Here is a 22,577-nt window from a genome sequence, read left to right as displayed (position 1 = left end):
GCTCATAGCATTGTCATCAGGATGATGAACATGATGTCAGACTAGAACACATGTTTGCGACATCATGTCTCCTGTATTCATTCTTATTTTTTTAATACCAGCATTTGTAATTTCTGTTATTTTTTGACCTCCAGAAGGAGGAAACCATGAAATACACAGAAGAAATACTGAAGCGCTTTGGCCAAAGACTGCGGCAAAAGCGCCAGGAGCGTGGGTTTACACGCGAGAAACTCGTCGTCCAGATGGATAAGCTCGCCAGCGAAAGCAGCCAGAGCCAGAAGGCGCCGGATGTCAGCACCGTCGCTCGCTGGGAACGGGGAGAGCAATGCCCGCGAGAGTTCCATCTGTGGCTGGTCTGTACGGTCCTTCAGGTGACGCCGGAAGAGCTGGGCTATCCCAAGCCCATCAGGCGCTGGCCTGGCGATCCTCATTGACCAGAAGAAAGCGGGAAGGGGTCGTATGGCCCCTTCCCGCGGAGAGCGAGGGGAGCGTCCTGGGGGATCGGGTCGGGCTGGTCGAGAGACACGGGAGGCACAGGTTCAGGAGAGGAGAGAAGTGGCAGCGGCACACTGGACACTTCGGACGCTCCCTCTCTCTACTTTTCATTATCGGCTCATCTTCTCATTACAATAGGGCGATTCTTATCGATTTTCTTCATTGAACCAGGAGAAAGTCGGTATTGTGCATCATACTACATTCATCTCCTGAGACCTTCCCTGCCAGAGCTCCTGGCCTCCCACCCAGCTGGGCCCCGTTCTCCGCTGGGCCTGCCGAGAGGAAGGGGGCTGAACGCTTGCAGAACAGCGAACCCTGGCCTATACTTACCTACAGGTATGTTGACTGCTACGTTTGAGGCTGATCTCGCGAGCCAGCCAGGCCGGCGCCCATCATCAGAGCAGGCGAGCCGCTTTCACCTTCAGCTCACTCTGCACGCGGAGGCTGGCCGCACTACTGTCTTACTCGGCGAGAGCGGGGCCGGCAAATCGACGGTTCTGCGCCTGCTGGCCGGCCTGTTGCGTCCCGCCCGTGGGCAGATGATCCTTGACGGCGTCTGCTACTTCGATGGCGAGCGTGATATTTTTGTCCCCCCCCAGGAGCGGCCTATTGGCTACGTCTTCCAGGACTACCTGCTCTTTCCACACCTGACAGTCTTTGAAAACATCGCCTTCGGACTGCGGGCCCAGGGTCTGCGTGGCCAGGAAGTGCGCCGGCGCACGGAGGCCGCCATCGAGCAGATGCGCCTCAACGGCCTGGCCGAGCGCCGTCCAGCCCAGCTCTCGGGTGGACAACAACAGCGTGTTGCGCTGGCCCGCGCTCTCGTGCTGCAGCCACGCCTGCTCTTGCTCGACGAACCGCTGGCCGCTCTCGATGTGCAGACTCAGCGCGAGGTGCGCCAGGAGTTGCGTCGTCTACTGGGCAAGATCGGAATTACCACCATCTTTGTGACCCATAACCACCTGGAGGCCCTGCTCTTTGGCGATCAGATTCTGGTCCTTGACAACGGTCAGGTGATCCAGCAGGGCAGTCGACGCGAGCTGTTGGAGCGTCCGCGCTCGGCCTACATCGCTGAGCTGGTGGGGCTGAATTTCTTGCGCGGGCAGCTGGTGGCTCGGGAGACCAGCGCCCTCTGCACACTGGCCATCAACGGTGGCAGCCGCCCCCTGCTGGTGAGCGCCGTCCTGGACGAGGGCGAGGTAGCGCACATCAGCGATGCTCAGGAGGCTTGCGTGGTGATTGACCCACGCAGCATTACGCTCTATCGCACGCCACCCGAAGGCTCAGCTCGCAACATCTTCTCCGGCGAGGTTGTGCAGATCTTGCCACTGAGCGCCGGCCATAGCCCGGCTCACGATGGACGCGTGCGCGTAAGTATTGAGATCGACCCCGCTCTCCCCCCTCTCACCGCTGAGATCACTGAAGAGTCACTCCAGCGCCTGGAACTGCACGAGGGCAGCCCCATCTACGCCGGCTTCAAAGCGACTGAGGCCCGTGCTTATTTGTGAGCTGAGCAACCCTGGCAGCACCAGCCAGCACCCGCAAGCCTGAAACGCTCCCCCCTCCCCGTTCGTTGATAATCCAGGTTCTTCCCGCTCCTTGGCTTCTGCATAAATAGTCGGCCCATCATCTATAGTCTCCCTATCATTCTTCCGCATGCTTGCTTTAACACTACAATAGCCAGTTTTGGCTATGTTTCAAAGAGTATTTGCATGTTCCAATTTAGCTCATGCTATCATATGCGTGTTCCCGCGTCGGTCGGCTGCTTCCACAGGGAGCACCTTTGACTTGCGGGAACGCCAGAGCTTCCGGCGGGTTGCTGAGCTGGCCGATCTGGCCTGCTTAGTCTGCTCACCCTGATGGAGAGCAAGACCCGAGGTTGGTCGGTCGCAACGGCTATCTGGCCTGTCGGAGGCCGCTGTTTGGGGAGACTTGTAGGTTTAGTCAGAAGGGGTTACATGCAGTTACTACATACGGACATTCGTAAGTGTGAACAGCAGAACAAGGGAGGTCGTCTCTTCAAGAAGTTTGCCGCCAGCCTCATGCTGGCCCTGGCGCTGGCTGGTGCCCTGTTCACCCTGAGCAGCCAGGGGGCGCATGCCCAGGCCGCCAGCGGCTGCTACACTGTCGTCTCAGGCGATACTTTGAGTGGGATCGCCCTGCGCTACGGAACCAGCTGGCAGACACTTGCTTCCTACAACCACATTGCCAACCCGAACCTGATTTTCCCGGGGCAGCAAGTATGCATTCCCGGTCAGGGGAGCAGCAACGCGACCTCGGTGAGCGTCCAGAGCCAGGCCTCGACCGCCTCGCAGAGTGTCAGCGGCTCGATCCCGCAGATGATCTACCAGGTTTTCGGCTCCTATGGGGCGCAGGCGCTAAGCGTCGCCCAGTGTGAGTCGAGCTTGAACCCGTATGCAACCAACAGCTCATCTGGAGCGGCGGGTCTCTTCCAGTTCCTGCCGAGCACCTGGGCCACCACCTCGCAGGCGGCCTATTCGCCCTACAACGCGGCGGCTAACATCCGCGCCGCTTACGAGGTTTTCGCGCGCGACGGGTTCACCTGGCGTGAATGGTCCTGCCAGCCCTAATCGGCTCCAGGCCGACGCCTAACTCAGCCCGACAGGCAGCACAGAGATAGGCTGCATAGACATAAGAGAGGACCTGGAGGCCCTACCGCCGGTCTGTTTAGCTAGTCGCCCGCCTTGCTGCGCAAGGCGGCCTGAGAAGCCGGAGAGAAAGAGGTAGAGGCCAGTCCGAGAGAAGCAAAGATTAGGATTCGTCCGTCTCCCAAACAGAGCGCTCACAACAAGAGGAGTATCTTCTACAGGCGAGGCGCGCTCGCCTGGCAGGCTGGTCCTTCCCTGACGTAGGAGGGGAGCAAGAGGCCGCCCTCAGCCACGGCCTGGGCTGCGCCCGCCTCCTCAATATGCACGAGGCAGAGCGACGGAGACACGCCGGTTCAGTGAGAGTCTGACTGGCATTGTCTCCGTCGCTTCTTTCTTTTACTTATCTTGTCGCCTGTCTTTTTTAGTCAGGGCCACCAGCACAGCGGGGTCCAGAAAGAGAGGCGAGGCTGGCTAGACCGCGACATTGGTTGAACGGCTGTAGGGCTTATCGGGGTCAATCAGTACATTGATGCAGGCCGGCAAGCCAGAGGCGAAAGCCCGCTCTAAGGCCGGGCGGATCTCCTCGGGGCGCTCCACCAGCTCTCCGTAGCCGCCCAGCGCCTCCACCATCTTATCGTAGCGGATACCCGGTGCCAGCTCCGCCGCTGTGGCGTGGCCAATCAGCGCCTTCTGGGGGTGTTTGATCTGGCCCCAGGCCCCATCGTTGCCAATCACCGAAACCACAGGCAGCTTGTGACGCACCATGCTCTCGAACTCCATGCCATTCAAGCCGAAAGCCCCGTCTCCATGCAGGATCAGCACGCGCTTGCCGGGGCGCGCCAGCTGAGCCGCCATAGCGAAGCCGGTGCCGGTGCCGAGCGTGCCCATTGGGCCAGCATCCAGCCAATAGCCAGGGCGATAGACGTTGATCACCCGTCCGCCATAGCTGACGATGTCGCCCCCATCGCCGATGACCGTTGTCTCCTCGTCAATGAAGTCGCGGATCTCCTTACAGAGGCGCATGGGGTGAATGGGCACCGCATCGGAGTTGAGGGCCGCCGCGTCACGCTCCCAGGCTCGGGCTTCCTCTTCGCGAATGAAGCGCAGCCAGGCGCGCTCACCATTGTACGGCTTACTGGCTGCCGCCACCTGACGCATGGCTATGCCGACATCGCCCACCAGCCCCACCTCGGCCCCACGATTGACCCCGATATCCTCGCCCGCGAGGTCGAACCAGATCAAGCGCGCCTCGGCGGGAATGAGCGGCGGTCGTCCATGATTGAGGCGGAAGTCCATACGCGTTCCAACGGCGAGAATGGTGTCGGCGCCCTCCAGAGCCTTGCGTCGCGAGGCGCTGAAGAAGAGCGGGTGAGTGGGGGGCAGGCAGCCCCGTCCGGCCCCATTGAGATAGACCGGGGCCTGAATGCGTTCGGCCAGCTCACGCAGGGCTTCGGCGCCATCGCACCACCAGACAGCGCTTCCCGCCATGATGACCGGGCGCTCAGCCTGCTCCAGGAGAGCGGCAGCTCTCTCCACCTGCTCCGGCGTCGGCTGCACGGGACCCGCCGGGCGGTAATTGCTCGGCTCGCCGGGATCTGTCACATTGTCAGTATCGGCCAGGTTGTTGAGCACGTCCATCGGGATCTCTAGAAAGACCGGGCCAGGCTTGCCGTTGAGCATCTGGCGAAAGGCGGCGGCCACATACTCAGCAATGCGACCGGTCTCATGGACGGTGCGCGCCCATTTGGTAATGGGACGCAGCAGGTCAATCTGGTTCATCTCCTGCAAAGCACCGCGATCCCACAGGCTCAGCGGCGCCGCTCCGCCGATGACCAGCACAGGGCTGCCCGCCAGATAGGCATTGGCAACGCCGGTCACTCCATCGGTGACCCCCGGACCGGCAGTTAACAAGGCCACTCCTGGCCGGCGCGTGCACTTGGCCCAGCCCTCGGCAGCATGGACTGCCGCTTGCTCGTGACGAGTGTCGACGACGCGAATGCCTTCACGAACACAGCCATCATAGATGGCGGCAATATGCCCCCCACTCAGTGTGAAGACTACTTCGACGCCCTCGCGCTTGAGGATCTTGGCAACCAGCCAGCCACCATGCGTGATACTCACGTTTCGCCTCCTTTGTCTTGAGCAACCTTGCTCAGTTGCTTCTCTCCGTCAGCGAAAGCTATCAGCCAGCTCTCCGGCTCGCCCGATCTCGCCGCCCCGCCTCGCTGGACAGACAGAACAGAAAAGAACGCCTGACCCCGGCGAGAGGAGGGGAAAAGCCTCCCCCAAACAAGACGAGAGTGCACACTACTGGACGGAAAGACCGGCTGACACCCCATAGCCCTGACAGAGCAGTCACGGACGCGGCTTCGCTCGCCTGCGCTGCTATGATGAATGATAGCGCCCGCCTGTTCATCTGACAATGTAGCACGCTAACAGCTCCTCGCGCCCGGCGGGCAGTGCCCGATCTGGAGGCAGCAGTCTGAGCAGCCCAGGCAGCTTTTTCGCTGAAGCGGGCAGAGACCGACCGACGATCGCGATCAGGTGCAGGCTGAAGATAGGAGGCAAAGCCAGCCAGACGACAGCAACCTAAAGGGGGAAGACAGGGAGGAGAACAAGGGGAGTGGGCGACAAGGGACTCGAACCCCTGACCTACTGCGTGTAAAGCAGCCGCTCTACCCAACTGAGCTAGTCGCCCATGTGGCTCGTCTCTACTGAGCTGAGCCGATAAGGAAGGCGGAAGAGGCGGACCAGCCTCGCCGCCTCTTCCGACCACCATCATTGCGGTGCCCTCGAGTGGACTCGAACCACCACGCCCTTACGGGCACAGGCCCTCAACCTGCTGCGTATACCATTCCGCCACGAGGGCATCGTTGTGCATGCTTTTTCAACAGCAAAGAAAGAAGAGAAAAGGAGAGAAGGAAACTCAGCATCCGCCGGCGAGCGGCGCCGCTCAATCCTGTGCCGCTCGCCAGGCGGATATGAGCAGCGCTCATGAGGGTGCCCTCGAGTGGACTCGAACCACCACGCCCTTACGGGCACAGGCCCTCAACCTGCTGCGTATACCATTCCGCCACGAGGGCATCTCTCATAGATTCCGCATTGTATTGTATACTGACCCCTGAGATTTGTCAACGGTTAGTCGTGCTTTTTCGCACGCACAATCAAGGTACCTTGTGCCGTAAAGAGCAGCTGGCCGTTAGCGTCGCGCCCTTCGGTCTCCAGGATCACAAAGGTCATAGGGCCGGAGCGCCCACTGCGCTCACGTACATCGGCCACGCGGGCCACGCAGGTCACCTGCTCCCCGATGCGCAGACGTCGCTGATAGCTATAGCTCTGCTCGCCATGCAGCAGCTGCATCCGCGAGGGATCGATCTGCAGCTCTGGAGGGCGGACCCGGAACGTTGTCGGGAAGGTCGGAGGGGCATAGACGAGCGGCGTCTGGCGCTCCAGCGCGGGATCGCCGGTCGCTTCCATAAAGCGTCGTACCGCCTCCTCGGTCACCGCGAAGGTCTGGGGAGCCGAGGTTTTGCCGATCAGGCTCGGGTCGATCGCCATGAGTGAGGCGCTCCTTTCTACTCTCTCTGCTTGTCAGCGTTTCTTCCTGCTTGAGTCTGGTCCCAGCAGTTGACGAGGCACCACTGCCTTCGGCAGGGCATGGCCGGCATGGGCAGCTTCGGTACGTCCTGGAACGCCAAGCCTGGCCCAGCGATTGCTGCCGGCCAGGTCCGTGTGAGCAGGTGCGGTGCTGCCCCTGTCCGTCGCCACACCCTGCCGGACCCTGGTGGCTCTTCTATGTATTATATCCCCAGGTTGGGGGCAAGAGCTTCCCACTTTTATCTCGGCTATCTCGGCGCTCACGCCCCGGCCTTGACCCCGCAGGACTCCCCTGCTCCTCCTGGCTAGGGGCCAACGGCAGGGTAAAGCGAATGCACGTTCCCTTACCCGGCGTGCTCTCGGCGGCCACCGTCCCCCCGTGGGCCGTCACAATGGCCTTCACAATGGTCAAGCCCAGGCCACTCCCCCCACGTCCCCCGCTGCGCGCCCGGTCGGCACGATAGAAGCGCTCAAAAATGTGAGGAAGGTCTATCGGATCGATGCCCACGCCCGTATCACGTATCCAGACCTCCAGCATGCGCCCCAGGCGCCTGGCCCCTACCGTGATGGTTCCTCCAGCAGGCGTATGGCGACGCGCATTATCGATGAGGTTGAGCAGCACCTGGGTAATGCGGTCGCTATCGGCCAGGACCGGCGGCGTCTGCGGGTCAATCGTGTTCTGCAGCGTAATGCCGGCCTGAGTGCACTCAGGCTCGATGACTGCCAGCGTCTCATCGACAAGCACCGCCAGGTCGAGCGGTGCCAGATCGAGACGCGCCCGCCCCGATTCCAGCAAGGTCATATGCTGAATATCGGCCACCAGGCGACGCAAGCGCTGAACCTCGCGCGCGATCAGCTGCGCCGTATCCTTGCGTGCGCCTGGCTCCTGAATGACCTCATCGGCCAGGGCCTCGCTAAAGCCCTGAATGGCCGTTAGCGGCGTAGCCAGATCATGAGCGATGTTGGCAATCATATCGCGCCGGATCTGGTCCTGGCGGCGTAGCTCTGCCACATCGGCCTCAATACGATCGGCCATAGCATTGAAGGTCTGGGCCAGACGTCCCAGCTCATCCTGAGCCGGGGGCGGATCAACGCGTTGCGAGTAGTCGCCCTCCTTCATGCGCTCTACCGCGGCAGTCAATGACTCCAGCGGACGGGTCAAGCGGCGCGCCAGCAGCAGGCTGAAGAGGACGACGGCGACCCCAATGAGCAGGCCAGCCAGCAGGATGGCCTGCGTCACATTGCTGAGGAAGCGCTGCGGCGAGGCTTCCGGTTGGGCAATCAGCAAGGCACCAATGAGCTGATGATTGCTGTTCTGATCGTAGAGCGGGACACTGACATACAGTCCCTTGAAACCGCTGCTCTCCAGATGCCCGTCGACCTCGTTGCCCTGTAGAGCCTGGGCCGCCGACTGGGCGATGGTCGTCTCAGAGCAAAACTGGCTATTAAAGCCGGCAGGCGGATTGCAGAGGAGCTGATGACCATTCTGGTCAACAATGACCAGGAGCGCCGGCACGGGGAAACGCAGCGAAAAGGGACCCCAGTGCCCGCCAAGCTGATAGGTATAGAAGTCCTCAACGCCGCGGGCATAGGTCTGAGCAGCATCCTGCAACTGCCGAATCTGGGACGTGTAGTAGTAGTTGTAGACAGCCGCAATAACGGCAATGGCGAGCACGACGATCGCTCCCAGAGCGACCGCCAGATAGCTGAGCACCAGCTTGCTGCGCAGGCTCAAGGGGGGTAGCACGCTGGCCGCTCGCTCTGGCTGCGTCGCAGGAGGTAGCTGAGTAGTGCTGGTCGCCGGTTCATTCATGCGGGCGCCTCTGGTTCGAACTTGTAGCCAACTCCCCAGACAGTTTTGATGTTGCGCGGTGCCCCGGGTACTGCTTCGATCTTCTTGCGCAGCGTGCCAATATGGACATCGACCGTGCGCCCATCGCCCAGGTAGTCATAGCCCCAGACCTTGTTGAGCAAGACCTCACGTGTGAAGACGCGCTCCGGTGAGGAGGCGAGGACGACCAGCAGGTCGAACTCTTTGACCGTCAAGGTGACACGCTGTCCGTTGACTTCGACACGCCGCGCCGGGATGTTGATGACCAGACCAGGAAAGCGCAGCTCTTCTCGCTCGCTTCCCTGCCGGGGGTGTTCATTGACACTCCCTTCGCTGCCGTTCCCTGCTGCAATCCCAGCTCGATGGGCCCCAGCCAGAGCGGTGCGCCGCAAGATGGCTCGCACCCGGCTGACGACCTCGCGCGGGCTGAAAGGTTTGACCAGGTAGTCATCGGCTCCCAGTTCCAGCCCGGCAATACGATCCTCTTCTCCCTGCCGCGCTGTCAGCATCAGGATAGGTGTGTCCGCCCAGGCCCGGATGCGCCGACAGACCTCCATCCCGTCAAGAGCTGGCAGCATCAGGTCCAGGATCACCAGATCGGGCTTCTCACGCGCGTGCAGCTCTAATCCCGCCGCCCCATCTCCGGCTATGACTACCTCGTAGCCGGCCTGCTCCAGATAAAGGCGGATGAGTTGTGCAATGTTATTTTCATCTTCTATAATCAGGATCTTCATGACCCACCTGTCCTGTCCTGCCCTTGTATTAACAGGTAGGAAGTATCCACTTAGTTATAGCATATAGAGCATAGCGCCGGACGGTGAGAAAAGCTGCAATCTTTTGTAAAGATTTTGTAAGGTGAGAAGCCAGGCGCAGCCAGCCAGCCCGCCGGTCTGGCCTGGCTCTCGTTGCGGCGTGGTTAGAAGGAGGCGCGTAGATAGCCCAGGCGCTCCAGAGCCATGTAGGCGGCGGCGATCTGGCCCTGGACGGCAAACTGTCCGCTATGGATCAGAGCGAGCAGCTCGCGCGGGGTGACGAGCAGGTTCTCAATGACTTCGCGAGGGTCCACCTTCTGCTCACCGGTCTTTTCGACATCGCGCGCCAGATACCACCAGATGCGTGTCCGGGCCCCGGTGGGATTGGCGTACATATGAGCCAGCAGCTCGATCTTCTCAGCGGCTACACTATAGCCCGTCTCCTCCATCAGCTCACGATGGGCTGTGAGCAAGGGATCATCTTCATGAGGGTCAATGGCACCCGCGGGAAACTCCAGCACCTCCAGCCCTATGCCATGTTTGTACTGTCGATTGAGCAAGAAGCGTCCATCGGAGGTAAGGGGGACAATCCCCACCCAGCCCCGATTTTCGATAATGTAGTAGTCGGGTATCAGGGTGCCATCCGGCAGCAGCACCTCCTCGCGCCGCACTTTGAGATAGGGAGTATCCAGGACACGCTCGGCGGCACGCGTCACCCAGGGTCGCAGCCCTGATGGAGCCTGCTGCCGGGCAAGATGGTGATCTGTGGTCATGCTCTCGCGCTCCCGTTAGTTACTCCTGTTGTTGTTGCCACCGCGGCGCCCGTTTCTCCAGAAAGGCACGCAGACCCTCTTGAGCATCCACCGAGCGCGACACCTCGCTGAGATAGAAGCTGTTGACGCGGCGGAGCGCCTCCAGGCGCGCGCGGCTCTCGCGCAGACGGCGGGCTTCTTCATCCTCATCCTCAGTGGGTAGCGGCAGGGAGAAGCTGCCTGGCTCCAACCAGGGCGAGGAGGGCAGGCCCTCGACAGGTGAGAGAGAGCGCAACGCCAGACGCACCGCGGTTTTGGCCTGGCGCAGGGCCGTGGCGCTACTCCGACGTAGCAGGGCCAGCACCTCCTCCAGCTTCCTGTCAAGCTGACGAGCCGGCGCCAACCAGGTGGCCTGGCCCAGGCGCATAGCCTGCTCACCAGAGAGGCGCCCGGGGCCGCGCACTCCGCCGACCGGGGCCACAAAGCTGGCCTCCCGCGCGACTAGAACCAGGTCGGCAGCTCGCACCAGCACCGAGGCTGCTTCCGATAGCGACTCACGCACCACAGCCAGCACCGGCTGTGGTACCGCTCGTACAAGCGCTGCCGCACGCTCAGCCTCATTGCGCAGCTTCGCCGCCTCCCCTCCGCCCGGGCGGCAGCCCGCCCCACTGAGACCCCCAGCCTCGGACTGCCGCGGAGAGGCCCCAAAATCGAGGATCACGCAGGTCAGGCCGGCGCTCCCACTCTGCAGAGCCGTACAGGCACTCGCCAGCTCGTCCAGCAGCAGCGCACAAGGCTCGGGCGTCACCATCAGGCGCACCGTTTGCGCCTCGGCCAGAATACGTAGCGCACGATAAGCCTGTTGCACTCTTCCCTCCGTGGTAGGTACGGTAAGATAGGCCGTCGGTTCGGACAAGCTTAGCCCACTCCCGGCGGCCTCGACCTCAATGCCTCGACGTGGGCGAACGGCGCTGCTCCTGCTCTCCCCGCCACTCAGGACACCCTCATGAGAGAGGAGCGGTCTCCCCCGTCTCCCGCAGCTTGAAACGCTGAATCTTGCCGGTCGCTGTCTTGGGCAGCTCCGAGACAAAGACCACCCAGCGGGGATACTTGAACGGCGTCAGTCGGCCCTTGACAAAGTTTTGTAGCTCGCTTGCCAGCGACTCCGAGGCCTCCTGGCCGGGCTTGAGCACGACAAAGGCTTTGGGCTTGACCAGACGATCGCTATCATAGGCCCCAACGACCGCCGCCTCCAGGACCGCGGGATGCTCGATCAGCACGTTCTCAACCTCCACGGGCGAGACCCACTGACCACTGACCTTGAGCATGTCGTCCGCCCGCCCGCAGTACCAATAATAGCCCTCGTTATCTACATAATACTTGTCGCCGGTATGAATCCAGTGACCAGTGATGGTGTCTTTGGTCTTCTCGTGCTTGTTCCAATAATAGGCAGCAATGCTGTCCCCGCGAATGAGCAGGTTGCCGATCTCGCCTGGGCTCACCGGCTGACCATCTTCATCGACAATCTTCGCTTCATAGCCCGGCACAAGCTTGCCCGAGCTGCCCGGCTTGATGTCGCCGAGACGGTTGCTGATAAAGATGTGCAGGATCTCGGTGCTCCCAATACCGTCGAGAATGGGCACTTTAAATTTCTCTTCCCAGCGACGCAAAATATCCGCCGGCAGAGACTCACCCGCCGAAACGCAGACGCGCACCGATGAGAAGTCGAAGCGCTTCTCGGCCTCGGGCACGCTGAGCATGTTGGCATAGAGCGTAGGAACACCGTAGAAGATGGTGGGCCGGTAGCGCTCCACAACCTTGAACATGTCTTCAGCCAGGGGACGCCCGGGATAGAGCACGGTGCTGGCGCCGACACCGAAGGGGAAATAGAGAGCATTGCCCAGTCCATAGGCAAAGAAGAGCTTCGCCCCAGAAAAGGTGATGTCGTCCTTAGTGATACCTAAAACGGGTTTGGCGTAACACTCCAGACAGAACGTCATATCATGCTGGAGATGCACACAACCTTTGGGGAAACCAGTGCTGCCCGAGCTGTAGAGCCAGAAAGCGCTGTCATCTTTGCTGGTAGGAGCAGGACTGAGCGAGGGCGAGGCCTGGGCAACCCAGCTTTCGAAATCGTGCAGGGTCACGCGCTGACGGCCCGCCAGCAGTGTTGTACCGGCAGCTTCCGCTTCCAGGCCGACGACGACGACATGCCTCAGAAAGCGCAACTGGGATAATACTTGACGCAGCGGTGGCCAGAGAGCAGCATGGATCAGCAGAACCTTGGCCCGGCTGTCGTTGAGCATATAGACGTAGTCTTCAGGGCGCAGCATGGTGTTCATCGGAATGGGAACTGCGCCTATCTTGATGGCTCCGAAGAAAGAGGCCGCAAACTGCGGGGAATCGAGCAGTAAGAGGGCTACGCGCTGCTCCATCTCGACGCCGAGTTCCAGCAATCCGTTGCCAACACGGTTGGCCATCTCGGCCACCTGGGCATAGGTAAAGGTCTGATCTTCATAATAGATGGCCACTTTGCCACCGCGCCCTTGTGCGAGATTCGCGTCGAGAAAGGCGCTGGCTGCATTGAACTGGTCGGGCACGTTGACCGTTGGAATCTCCATGATCTTCCCTCTTTTCTCGCCTGTAGACGGCGCCTGGCTGACCCCGGCTGACGCACCCCGTCCGTGTCTCGTCTCTTCTGGCCTCTTCGTCTGATCTCTCCTCCCGCCTCCCGGCTCGCTTTCTCCCACCTTTTGTCTGTTGGCCTGCCTTGCTCTGGCACGCTCCTTTGCGCGCGCGAGCACGATCGTGTTCAGCCACGTGACCGAGACGATGAAGGCCCGCCAAGAGGAGCAGGCTGGCGCGTCACCCCAGGGACGGTCTACCTCTACCTTGCTGTTATTGTACCAGACTGCGGCCCGACCTTCCCAGTCTGTTGGCTTCGCCTCCGGGCAAGCAGCCCCAGTTGACGGCGTTCCCTCGCCATGCAAGCCAGCTCGCTTCCCCTCCGCCTTCCTGCTGCTCACCTGGCACCACCCGCTAACGCTCTCCCTCCACCTCTACAAGCAGAGGGCGGGTCATCGGAAGAGCACGGCTCTCGGCGGGCCTTCCTTTGCCTCGCCAGTGGGAGTGTCCACAGAACTTCGCTGTCTGTGCCCTCCTTTGCTTATGGAAGAGCAAGATACATCAGAAATTCTTTGTTGCCTTCTCTGCCGGCAATGGGAGACTCGATCACCCCGCGCAGCTGCAGCGGCGTGTACTCGGGAATCCAGGCCGACAGCTCGCGTAAGACACGCTCGTGGACCCGCGGGTCGCGGATAACGCCCTCGCCACGATCAGCCTCCTCTTTGCCGGCCTCAAACTGCGGCTTGACCAGGGCCACCACCCAGGCGCCAGGAGCCAGCAAGCGCGCCACCGACGGGAGAACCAGACGCAGCGAGATAAAGGAGACATCGATGGTCGCGCACTGCGGCCTCTCCGGCAGCGTCTCCAGGTAACGGATGTTGACCCCCTCCATGACGACGACGCGCGCATCGCTGCGCAGCTTCCAGGCGAGCTGTCCATGCCCAACGTCGACAGCATAGACGCGAGCAGCTCCCCGCTGCAGCAGGCAATCGGTAAAGCCGCCAGTCGAGGCGCCAACATCCAGGGCGACCAACCCTCGCGGATCAAGTTCGAAGACCGCAAGGGCCTTTTCGAGCTTCAAGCCGCCACGGCTGACGTAGCGCAGTTCGGGCGCGGCCAGGTCAAGGCGGATCTCGGCATCATCGGGCACCTGGGCGCCGGGCTTCTCCAGGCGTCGCTCACCTACATAGACGCGCCCCGCCATGATCAGAGCCTGTGCTCGCTCCCGGCTGGCTACCAGGCCGCGACGTACCATTGCGACGTCGAGACGTTCCTTTTTCTTTGTCACCATGTTCCGTCTGTTTGTTTCGTTCCTGCCTGGCCTTTCCTCCACTCACCGGCTCGCTGGCAGCGACCAGCCCAGACCGGCAGAGGGATCAGCCATGATAGTAGATCAGGGTACCGGCCCCGATCAGCCCGACATTGGGGCCAAGTTGCGCCAGCTCAATGCTCACGATCGAGCGTGGGGCCTTCATGGCGCGCTGCTCGACAATGTCGAGGGCCGGCCCAAGAATCAGGTCGCCAAGCTGCATGACGCCGCCCCCCAGAATAATTTTACGCGGATTAAAGATATGGATCACGTTGACGAGGCCCACGCCCAGCCCCCGCGCCGCTTCACCGAGGATCTGCCGCGCCAGGGCGATACCGGCCCGTGCCGCTTCGCCGACAGTGCGGGCATTGACACGCTCGATGCTCTCCTTCTCCGTGCCAGCAGGCAGATGCAGCTGGCGCGCCGTCTGCTCGTCGAGCGAGCGCGCGAAGGCGAGCAACTCCGCCCCCTGGCCAGCAGCAATAGCTTCATTGGCTCGCCGCGCAATGGCTGTCCCCGAGGCAATGGCCTCTAAACAGCCGATGTTGCCACAGTTACAGCGGGGACCGTGAAGATCGATGGTCATATGCCCCAGTTCGCCAGCGGTCCCCCCTGCTCCTTCTAGCAGGCGGCCCTTGCAGATGATGCCGCCGCCGATCCCTGTGCTAACGGTCATGTAGACCATGTCTTCGCTGCCACGCCCGGCCCCAAACATGTATTCGCCCAGAGCCGCGCAATGGGCATCGTTCTCGATGTAGATCGGCACCGGGAACTCTTTCTGCAGGATGTCGCGAATGGGGACGTTTTCCCATCCCGGTAAGTTGGGCGGCGAGTAGATGATACCGCTCTGGCTGTTGAGCGGGCCAGGGGCTCCTAAACCAATACCGGCCACCTGCCCTAGCTCAACCCGCGCCTCCGCGAGCGCCTGACGAATTGCGTCGCAAATGCGCGGGATCAGACGCTCAGGCGTCGCATCTTCGCCGGTCAGCAGGCCCACGCGCGAAAGCAGGGTGGCCCCGCGCAGCACCGCTACCCGTAGCTGCGTTCCTCCCAGATCAACGCCGACGGCCAGGGGGAGATGCGCAGTGTCTATCGTCGCTGCTGTCGTCGTAGCTGTGATCACTTGGTCTTCTGGCATAAGTCTCGGCTTCCTCGCAGATGGTCTTTTACTAATGGCGTCCCTTCCTCCGGGACGCAAGAGAGGGGCGACTGCCGATTGTGTGCGCTCCGGCGCCTCCAATCAGCCAGCGAGCGGGACGCACGCTACACTTCGAAAGCGGCCTCAGAAGGCAAGGGGAGCGCTATTCGGCATAGATGATACTCCATTTGCAGGCAAGCAACAAGTGACCGTTCTCCTGAGCTTGCTTTCCCTCTGTACCCCATCGTTGGAGCCTCTAGCCCTTCTCACCGGATAGACCGGCCATACGCCTGTCAATGGGGCCTTGCTCGCACGTGTAGCATTGATGATGTGGCCTGACGTACAATAAAAGGCAGGGTCCATGAAGATGGCGCGGAGATGATCGAGCGGGGCAAGCTCAGCTCACTCTCTTCTTTTTCTCTTGCCGTTGCTTGCTGTGTGCGCCCCTCCTTCCACGCCCGCGCTAGAAAGGGCTGTTTCGTCAACAATGGCTTCGCCTGAGACCTCTTCGCCTCCGAAACCTTCTGCCCAGGAGTCTTTGGTTGCCGGCGGCGGTGCCGGTCTGCTGGCCGGACTCGCCTCCTCGGGCTGCATGCTTTTGCTGAATGCCTTTGCCCACGGTGTGTCTCTGCCGGAGCAGGTCGGAGCGACCATCACGGCACTGATGCCCCTGTCGCTTTTTCAATTTCTCCAGCAATTGATCGGCGACGAAGCGAAGCGCTATTTACTGGTTTGTGTGATCCTGGGCCAGTGCCTGGTTTTTGCCGCCAGCGGCAGCCTGTATATGCTGGCACGTCGGCGCTTCTTGTTCAAGCCTGGTCTCGGGCCACGGCTCGGGGACGGTTTCGTGCTGGCGGCCCTGCTCTGGCTCTTTGCCGGTCTGGTGGTGCTGCCGCTGACTGGGGCCGGCCTCTTCGGCGCCACACTGAGCATTGGCTGGTTCAATAGCATGTGGAGCCTGGCCGTCAGCGGCCTGGTCTTCGCCTTGCTCTTCCCGCTCGCCTACCACTGGCTGACAGCCAGTCGCATCCGTGAGGAGCAGCGCCGAGCCGAGGTGCGCGAGCGGCGCCAGACCTTGCTGCGCCGTGGCCTGATCCTGGGCGGCGTGGGCCTCCTGGCCGCCTTCGCCTTCCGCTTTATTACTCAGGGCGCCCACGCCCCGACAGTCACCCTGCGCGGTTTCAAGAGCCGCATCGTGCCGCCGCCCCAGCCCAACTACGGCCCCATCGTGCCCGTCCCTCATCTTTCATCAGAAATCACGCCTAACGATCAATACTACGTGGTCTCAAAGAATCTGCTGGCCGACCCTGTGGTCAACGGCCAGAGCTGGAGCCTCACGATCGGCGGCCAGGTTGAGCAGCCCTACACGCTGACCTATGCGGAGCTGCTGACGCTGCCAATGCGTCGCCAGTATGAGTCGATGATGTGCATCAGCAATGAGGTCGGCGGCCCCTACATGAGCAACGCCCTCTGGGAAGGGATACCGCTGAACGTTCTCCTGCAGCGCGCGCGTCCCAAGCCGGGGGCCACGAAGGTGGTCTTCTCTTGCGCCGATGACTACAGCGACAGTATTCATCTCACTAAGGCCCTGGAGCCGACAACCTTGCTCGCCGTGCGCATGAACGGCCAGACCTTGCCGGAGCGCCACGGCTATCCGCTGCGCCTGCTGGTTCCTGGCATTTATGGCATGAAGCACGCCAAGTGGATCACACGCATCGAGGTCGTAAACTACGATTACCAGGGCTACTGGCAGCAGCGCGGCTGGAGCGACGAGGCCCAGATCCGCATGACGACGCGCATCGATACCCCTCTTGATGGGAGCCGTCTGCAGGCCGGCAGCCTGACCTATATTGCAGGCGTGGCCTTTTCGGGGGAGCGCGGCATCAGCGAGGTCGATGTGAGTTTCGACCTGGGGCAGAGCTGGCAACGCGCTACCCTCAAGCGCCCTCTGTCAGCGCTCACCTGGGTGCTGTGGGAACTCCCCTGGCGTGTGCCGTCCCAGGCCGGCAGCTACACCATCACGGCGCGCGCCATCGATCTGCAGGGAAATGTCCAGGACCCCCGTCCGGCTCCGCCGCTGCCCGATGGCGCCTCGGGCTACCATACGATTACCATTGTCGTTGCCTGATCTCAGGCGCCTGGAGCGTTCGACTCGCGCCCTGCCAGGAAGTCGAGCAGCAGGCGATTGACCTGCTCGGGCTGCTCCTGCTGGACCCAGTGACCGCTTTCAGGCAGGTAGACGACACGCAGCTGCTTGACGTATGGCTCCAGACCGTAGGTTAGCTCGACGCTGAGGGCAATATCCTGCAGACCCCAGACCAGCAGAGTCGGGGCCTGAATACGGGACCAGGCCCGCAGCTGACGACGCCACAGGGCGTGCGGCAGGTCGCGCACAAACTGCCGATAGTAGGCGAGAGCCGCAGGCAAGGCTCCAGGCTTGCTCATGGCAGCCTGATAATGAGCGGTGACAGAGCGCGGGAAAGCTTCCTTCTGGACGGCGCTGCCGCGCAGCATTCTGCCGATCTCGTTCGCCCCGTTGCGCCCGAGCACGTACTCCGGCAGCCAGGGCAGCTGGAAGGCGAAAATATACCAGCTCATGCGGAGCTGCTTCAGGGAACGCAACTCGCGCAGCATGGCCGCCGGATGGGGAGCATTCATAATGACCAGGCGCTCAACCAGCTCGGGATAGCGCATCGCCACCTGCCAGGCAATGACGCCACCCCAGTCGTGACCCATGACGATCGCCCGCTCGTAACCCAAAGCCACAATCAGGGCCGCCACATCGCGCGCCAGGGTGCGCAGGTCATAGCCCCAACGCGGCTTCTCGCTCTCGTTGTAGCCGCGCAGGTCGGGAGCCACAACGCAATAACCGGCCTCGGCCAGAACAGGAATCTGATGGCGCCAGGAATACCAGAACTCCGGGAAGCCGTGGAGCAAGAGCACCAGCGGCCCCTCTCCCTGGGTCACATAGTGGAGCCGAATGCCGTTGGCTGTGATAAAGCGATGCTCCCAAGAGGTTTGCTCTTCTACAGTCATCGCAGGGGGCATAGCGTCAGCACTCCTCGCTAGCTTGGCGCTAGCACCTTTACAAGAGAAGCACTCCGGCCTCCAGCCTGGCAGGCAGAGAAGAAGGGGGGGTAGCAGAGCCTCCCTTCACCACAAAGCGGCCCAGCTCGGGCGGCCCGAGGGCAGCTGGCCCTGGTACCTGCCGGGCTGGGCGCCTGGCGCTGGCTCTCTTTCGCCCCTCAGTCCCAGCACACTTCGCCGGAGCGCACGACGAAGCGAGGCGATTTCTCACCCAGCGCTACCGTTGTTGCTCAGTCAATATTGCGATCGCCGTAGACAATGGCGCGCTTCACCTGCTCGATCAAATCGGTGACCGGAATGCCACGCGGGCAGGCATCGGAGCAGTTAAAGATCGTACGGCAACGCCAGACACCGTTACGCTGCCCGAGGATCGCCAGACGCTCCGCCGTGCCCTGATCGCGGCTGTCGAAGATGAAGCGGTGTGCGTTGACGATGGCCGCTGGCCCAACCCAGTCGGGATTGCCCCAGATCGAGGGGCACGAGCCAGTACAGGCCCCACAGAGAATGCACTTCGTCCCCTCATCGTAGCGCGCACGCTCTTCGGGACTCTGCAACCGCTCGGTCCCCGGCTCATTATCGTAGGTGATCAGATAGGGCTTGACCGACTCGTACTTGCGGAAGAAGGGGTCCATATCGACCACCAGATCTTTGATCACCGGGAAGCCGAGCATCGGCTCAACCGTTACCTTCTCGCCCACATCGCGGATCAGCACCTTGCAGGCCAGGCGATTGCGCCCGTTGATGCGCATGGCATCCGAGCCGCAGACTCCATGCGCGCAGGAGCGTCGGAAGGTCAGGGTGCCGTCGATCGTCCACTTAATGGTATTGAGCGCGTCCAGCAAGCGGTCGACGGGGCTGGCCTCAACCGTATACTCGGCCCAGTAGGGCTTCGCATCCTTATCGGGGTCGAAGCGCTTAATGCGCAGGGTAACTTTCATAGCACCTCACCTGTCTTAGAGCGTCTCCCTGAAGCTGGGACGCGCTTAGTATTTGCGTTCCTTGGGCTTAAAGATGGGGTCATCGATCAGGATGACATCCTTATAGTCGAGACGGGCATCGCAGGCCCCTTCACCTTTATAGATCAACGTATGCTTGAGCCAGTTGACATCGTCGCGCTCGGGATAATCGAGGCGATAGTGAGCGCCGCGACTCTCTTTGCGAGCGAGAGCGCCGTGAACGGTGGCCGCCGCGCAGTCCAGCAGGAAGCCCAGTTCGATGGCCTCGACCAGCTCAGTGTTGAAGGTTTTGCCTTTATCTTGAAGCTGGACCTTCTTATACGCCTCCTGGAGGCCAGCGACGGTGTCCATAGCATGCTGCAGGCCCTTTTCCTGGCGCTCGACAAAGACATTCTCCAGCATCTCGCCCTGCAGCTCATTGCGGATGCGCGCCGCCGACTCGCCACCCTTCGAGGTCAGGAGATGGTCGACCATCTCACGAGCAAAGTCCTCGTGATGCGGCGGCAGAGGAACGTGATCGTTCTCCGCGATGAATCTGGCCATGTGCTTACCGGCGCGGCGCCCGAAGACGATCAGATCAACCAGCGAATTCGTGCCCAGGCGATTGGCTCCGTGGACCGAGACGCAGGCCACCTCGCCGGCGGCGTAGAAGCCCGGCAGCGGCGTCCACTTCGCATCGATGACTACGCGCCCATCGTTATCGGTCGGGATGCCGCCCATCGCATAGTGGGCCGTCGGCTGGATGGGCACCGGCTCACGAATCGGCTCCACGCCCAGGTAATTGCGTGCGAACTCGGTGATATCAGGCAGCTTCTCCGTGATAACCTTCTCGCCCAGGTGGCGCAGGTCAAGATAGACATAATCTTCGCCGTTGACGCCGCGCCCCTCCTTGATCTCTTTAATGATGCAGCGGGAGACAATATCGCGCGGCGCCAGGTCCTTGAGCGTGGGCATGTAGCGCTCCATAAAGTACTCGCCCTTGCCGTTCAGCAGGCGCGCCCCTTCGCCACGGGCCCCCTCGCTCAGCAGCACCCCCACCTTATAGAGGCCCGTAGGATGGAACTGATACATCTCCATGTCTTCCAGGGGAATGCCGCGGCGGTAGGCGATCGCCATGCCATCTCCCATGCAGGCAAAAGCATTGCTGGTCACTCGCCAGGCACGGCCATAGCCACCGGTGGCAAAGAGAACCGCTTTGGCATGGAAGGTATGAATCTCGCCCGTACGAATCTCCAGGGCCACCACGCCACAGACGCGGCCTTCGTTGATCAGCAGATCCAGGGCCAGAAACTCATTAAAGAAGCGCACCTGGTTCTTGATGGCGTTCTGGTACATGGTCTGGAGCAGCATATGCCCCGTGCGATCGGCGGCGTAGCATGAGCGGCGTACTGGCGCTTCGCCGTAGTTGCGCGTATGGCCACCAAAGCGGCGCTGATCGATGCGCCCGTCCGGCGTGCGGTTAAAGGGCAGTCCCCGATGCTCCAGCTCATAGATCGCGTCGATGGCATCGCGAGCCAGGATCTCCGCCGCTGGCTGATCGACCAGATAGTCACCGCCTTTGACGGTATCGTACATATGCCACTTCCAGTGGTCTTCCTCAAGATTGCCCAGCGCTGCCGCCACTCCTCCCTGGGCAGCACCCGTATGGGAGCGCGTAGGATAGACCTTCGAGAGGACGGCCACGCTGGCGTTGGGAAGCTGCATCGCTGCCATCAGCCCGGCGCCGCCAGCGCCGACGATGACCACATCAAATTTCTGGTACATAAGGATTCCCCTCTCTAGTGGGTCACACAGGAAGCACCCTGCAATCCACTGGCTACAGGCTGGAAGGTCACGATCGTAATCGTTCCAAGCAAGAAGAACGCCAGCGTCGCCAGCCCTACCAGCGAGAGCAAGAACAGGCGCCAGCCGCGATTGCGAACATAGTCGTCGATAACAACGCGTAGACCGTTCATACCATGCAACAGCGCCAGAGTCAGCAGCAGCCAGTCATACAAGCGCCAGTAAGGATTTTGATAGCGATGGGCCACAAACTGATAGCTGGTGCAGGCGACATCAGTTGTGACGTGCATGAGAATCAGATGGATGATCGCCAGGAAAATAAGTGCGACCCCAGAGACACGGAAGAAGTACCAGGAAAAGGTCTCAAAGCCGCCGCCCGTGGGACGCGGGCCATAGCCGCTAGAAACACGTAACATAGCTACAGCACTCCTCTTCACGAGAGCAAGATCGTCATCATAGCAGGCAGATGCGACATTGCGCCGCAGGAGCCGACGGGTCAGCAAGTCCTCCTCTCTGCTGCCGCTCTTCCTTGTTCGGCCTCCACTTCTTCCTTCAGCGACCGCGTCTCTCGCCGGTCTTCCTTCCATCAAAGGAGGATCGAGAGAGAGCTAATGCTCACTGACCTTTCCGCGGCACTCAGTCGCCGCCGCGCTCACCAGGAAGTTGTCGGGGAGCCAGGCTGGCTGCGTGGGGTTCACTCCCTCGCTGGTTCGCTCGTTCGCTCGCTGGCAGGCAGGGCAGAGTGGGCAGTCAGCAGGCGAGGCCCAGGGAGAGAGGCCCTCTCTCCTTATCGTCCTCGCCGCCCACTACGCTCACATCGGCAGCGCCACGGCAGAGGCACCGGGCTGGAAAATGGGCGCCACCACAAAATAGGCCATCGGCAGGAAGCAGAGAATAGTGATGATCATCACTACCGCAAACATGATCCCCTGGTAGCGAGCACCCCGTGGCCAGAAATCGATTAAAATAATGCGCACGCCGTTGAAGGCATGATAGAGCACGGAGGCAATCAGCCCGAGCGAGATGACGCGCACAATGCCAGTGCTAAAGAGGGCAATGCCTTCGTTGTAGACATCGGGGCCAAAGGAGAGCAATCCAATATCGACGATGTGCACAAGCAGGAAGAGAAGAACCGCCAGTCCTGTCACGCGATGCAGCAGCCAGGACCACATTCCAGATTGTCCTTTATACATGCCGCTCCTCGATTCTCATCAGGCGGAGGCGGGGGAAAAGCGCTGCACGGACGGGCCGGGAGATATTGAAGTCGTTGAAGCCGGGAGCTGTCTCTTCTTTTCCCTTCCTCTTTCCCCCCATCTCGCTTGCATGGCGTACCAGGCGCGGCCCCGCGCTTCACTATCCCCTAGCCTCGGGATGTCTAGCAACGTCGTACCTGCTTGCTGATCTTTGATAGGAAGGCCATCCAGGACAACCTCTTCGAGTGCACTCACCCACCGCTCCCGCCTCTGATGTAGTCGTAATGTTGTGCTGTTGCTTTGCTTGCTTTGCTTCTGTTGCTAGCGCTGAACGAGACGTGCCGCTCAGCACTCAGTCAGACAGCCAGGGTGTGTCGTTTTCGCTCTCTGCCTGTCGATACCTCCCCGGTCAGCCCGGAGAGAGCGCACGGGAGGATCAGGCGCGCATCCC

At 61.4% G+C, this 22,577-nt stretch carries 18 protein-coding genes and 3 tRNA genes; 4 read left to right on the top strand and 17 right to left on the bottom strand.

Features of this window, described 5'->3' with window-relative positions:
* Positions 1-146 precede the first annotated feature (146 nt).
* From IRZ31_RS10550 to IRZ31_RS10540, 3 genes are all read left to right on the top strand, one after another.
* Positions 147-434 carry a helix-turn-helix transcriptional regulator gene (locus IRZ31_RS10550; protein WP_297153178.1) on the top strand — a complete coding sequence of 96 codons (288 nt, stop codon included), beginning with the start codon at positions 147-149 and terminating at the stop codon, positions 432-434.
* Between the two features lie 399 nt (positions 435-833).
* Entirely contained in the window at positions 834-2,003 is a 1,170-nt protein-coding gene (locus IRZ31_RS10545) for an ATP-binding cassette domain-containing protein (protein WP_297153177.1), read from the top strand.
* Between the two features lie 450 nt (positions 2,004-2,453).
* Complete coding sequence (locus IRZ31_RS10540) at positions 2,454-3,086, top strand: LysM peptidoglycan-binding domain-containing protein (protein ID WP_297153175.1); 633 nt, start codon at positions 2,454-2,456, stop codon at positions 3,084-3,086.
* A gap of 489 nt (positions 3,087-3,575) precedes the next feature.
* Here the strand turns inward: IRZ31_RS10540 and IRZ31_RS10535 are convergent, their stop codons facing one another.
* From IRZ31_RS10535 to IRZ31_RS10480, 12 genes are all read right to left on the bottom strand, one after another.
* Positions 3,576-5,225 carry an acetolactate synthase gene (locus IRZ31_RS10535; protein WP_297153173.1) on the bottom strand — a complete coding sequence of 550 codons (1,650 nt, stop codon included), beginning with the start codon at positions 5,223-5,225 and terminating at the stop codon, positions 3,576-3,578.
* A 503-nt stretch (positions 5,226-5,728) separates the two neighbouring features.
* Positions 5,729-5,802 (bottom strand) — tRNA-Val (locus IRZ31_RS10530).
* Positions 5,803-5,891: 89 nt separating this feature from the next.
* Positions 5,892-5,973, bottom strand: a tRNA-Leu gene (locus tag IRZ31_RS10525).
* A gap of 132 nt (positions 5,974-6,105) precedes the next feature.
* Positions 6,106-6,187, bottom strand: a tRNA-Leu gene (locus IRZ31_RS10520).
* 55 nt (positions 6,188-6,242) lie between these two features.
* Positions 6,243-6,662, bottom strand: a complete 420-nt coding sequence (locus tag IRZ31_RS10515; RefSeq protein ID WP_297153170.1) for a MaoC family dehydratase N-terminal domain-containing protein — start codon at positions 6,660-6,662, stop codon at positions 6,243-6,245.
* A gap of 235 nt (positions 6,663-6,897) precedes the next feature.
* Positions 6,898-8,514 (bottom strand): HAMP domain-containing sensor histidine kinase, encoded by a 1,617-nt coding sequence (locus IRZ31_RS10510; protein ID WP_297153168.1) that lies wholly within the window; start codon positions 8,512-8,514, stop codon positions 6,898-6,900.
* Positions 8,511-9,266, bottom strand: a complete 756-nt coding sequence (locus IRZ31_RS10505) for a response regulator transcription factor (RefSeq protein ID WP_297153166.1) — start codon at positions 9,264-9,266, stop codon at positions 8,511-8,513. Before IRZ31_RS10505 ends, IRZ31_RS10510 begins: the two co-directional genes overlap by 4 nt.
* Before the next feature lie 182 nt (positions 9,267-9,448).
* On the bottom strand, positions 9,449-10,057 hold the full coding sequence (locus IRZ31_RS10500; protein WP_297153164.1) for an NUDIX hydrolase: 609 nt from the start codon (positions 10,055-10,057) through the stop codon (positions 9,449-9,451).
* A 19-nt stretch (positions 10,058-10,076) separates the two neighbouring features.
* Positions 10,077-10,952: a hypothetical protein gene (locus IRZ31_RS10495; protein ID WP_297153162.1), complete on the bottom strand. Its 876-nt coding sequence runs from the start codon at positions 10,950-10,952 to the stop codon at positions 10,077-10,079.
* Positions 10,953-11,040: 88 nt separating this feature from the next.
* Positions 11,041-12,657, bottom strand: coding sequence for a benzoate-CoA ligase family protein (locus tag IRZ31_RS10490; protein WP_297153160.1), 1,617 nt, complete (start codon positions 12,655-12,657; stop codon positions 11,041-11,043).
* Between the two features lie 545 nt (positions 12,658-13,202).
* Positions 13,203-13,952 (bottom strand): TlyA family RNA methyltransferase, encoded by a 750-nt coding sequence (locus IRZ31_RS10485; RefSeq protein WP_112431649.1) that lies wholly within the window; start codon positions 13,950-13,952, stop codon positions 13,203-13,205.
* Positions 13,953-14,037: 85 nt separating this feature from the next.
* Positions 14,038-15,108: an ROK family protein gene (locus tag IRZ31_RS10480; RefSeq protein ID WP_112431647.1), complete on the bottom strand. Its 1,071-nt coding sequence runs from the start codon at positions 15,106-15,108 to the stop codon at positions 14,038-14,040.
* A 538-nt stretch (positions 15,109-15,646) separates the two neighbouring features.
* On the opposite strand from IRZ31_RS10480, the gene IRZ31_RS10475 reads away from it, so the two are divergent.
* Positions 15,647-17,236: a molybdopterin-dependent oxidoreductase gene (locus IRZ31_RS10475; RefSeq protein ID WP_297153155.1), complete on the top strand. Its 1,590-nt coding sequence runs from the start codon at positions 15,647-15,649 to the stop codon at positions 17,234-17,236.
* A gap of 2 nt (positions 17,237-17,238) precedes the next feature.
* On the opposite strand, the gene IRZ31_RS10470 is transcribed toward IRZ31_RS10475, so the two are convergent.
* The 5 genes from IRZ31_RS10470 to sdhC form a co-directional block, all read right to left on the bottom strand.
* On the bottom strand, positions 17,239-18,156 hold the full coding sequence (locus tag IRZ31_RS10470) for an alpha/beta hydrolase (protein WP_297153153.1): 918 nt from the start codon (positions 18,154-18,156) through the stop codon (positions 17,239-17,241).
* Between the two features lie 269 nt (positions 18,157-18,425).
* On the bottom strand, positions 18,426-19,133 hold the full coding sequence (locus tag IRZ31_RS10465; protein ID WP_112431643.1) for a succinate dehydrogenase iron-sulfur subunit: 708 nt from the start codon (positions 19,131-19,133) through the stop codon (positions 18,426-18,428).
* Positions 19,134-19,178: 45 nt separating this feature from the next.
* Positions 19,179-20,915 (bottom strand): succinate dehydrogenase flavoprotein subunit, encoded by a 1,737-nt coding sequence (sdhA, locus tag IRZ31_RS10460; protein WP_297153148.1) that lies wholly within the window; start codon positions 20,913-20,915, stop codon positions 19,179-19,181.
* 14 nt (positions 20,916-20,929) lie between these two features.
* Positions 20,930-21,349 carry a succinate dehydrogenase, hydrophobic membrane anchor protein gene (sdhD, locus tag IRZ31_RS10455; RefSeq protein WP_297153146.1) on the bottom strand — a complete coding sequence of 140 codons (420 nt, stop codon included), beginning with the start codon at positions 21,347-21,349 and terminating at the stop codon, positions 20,930-20,932.
* Between the two features lie 396 nt (positions 21,350-21,745).
* Positions 21,746-22,126: a succinate dehydrogenase, cytochrome b556 subunit gene (gene sdhC / locus IRZ31_RS10450; protein ID WP_297153144.1), complete on the bottom strand. Its 381-nt coding sequence runs from the start codon at positions 22,124-22,126 to the stop codon at positions 21,746-21,748.
* Between the last annotated feature and the right edge of the window lie 451 nt (positions 22,127-22,577).

The sequence above is a fragment of the Thermogemmatispora sp. genome, assembly GCF_019683635.1.
In the GTDB taxonomy this organism is placed as follows: Bacteria; Chloroflexota; Ktedonobacteria; order Ktedonobacterales; family Ktedonobacteraceae; genus Thermogemmatispora.
This window is presented reverse-complemented; position numbering and strand designations above follow the sequence as displayed.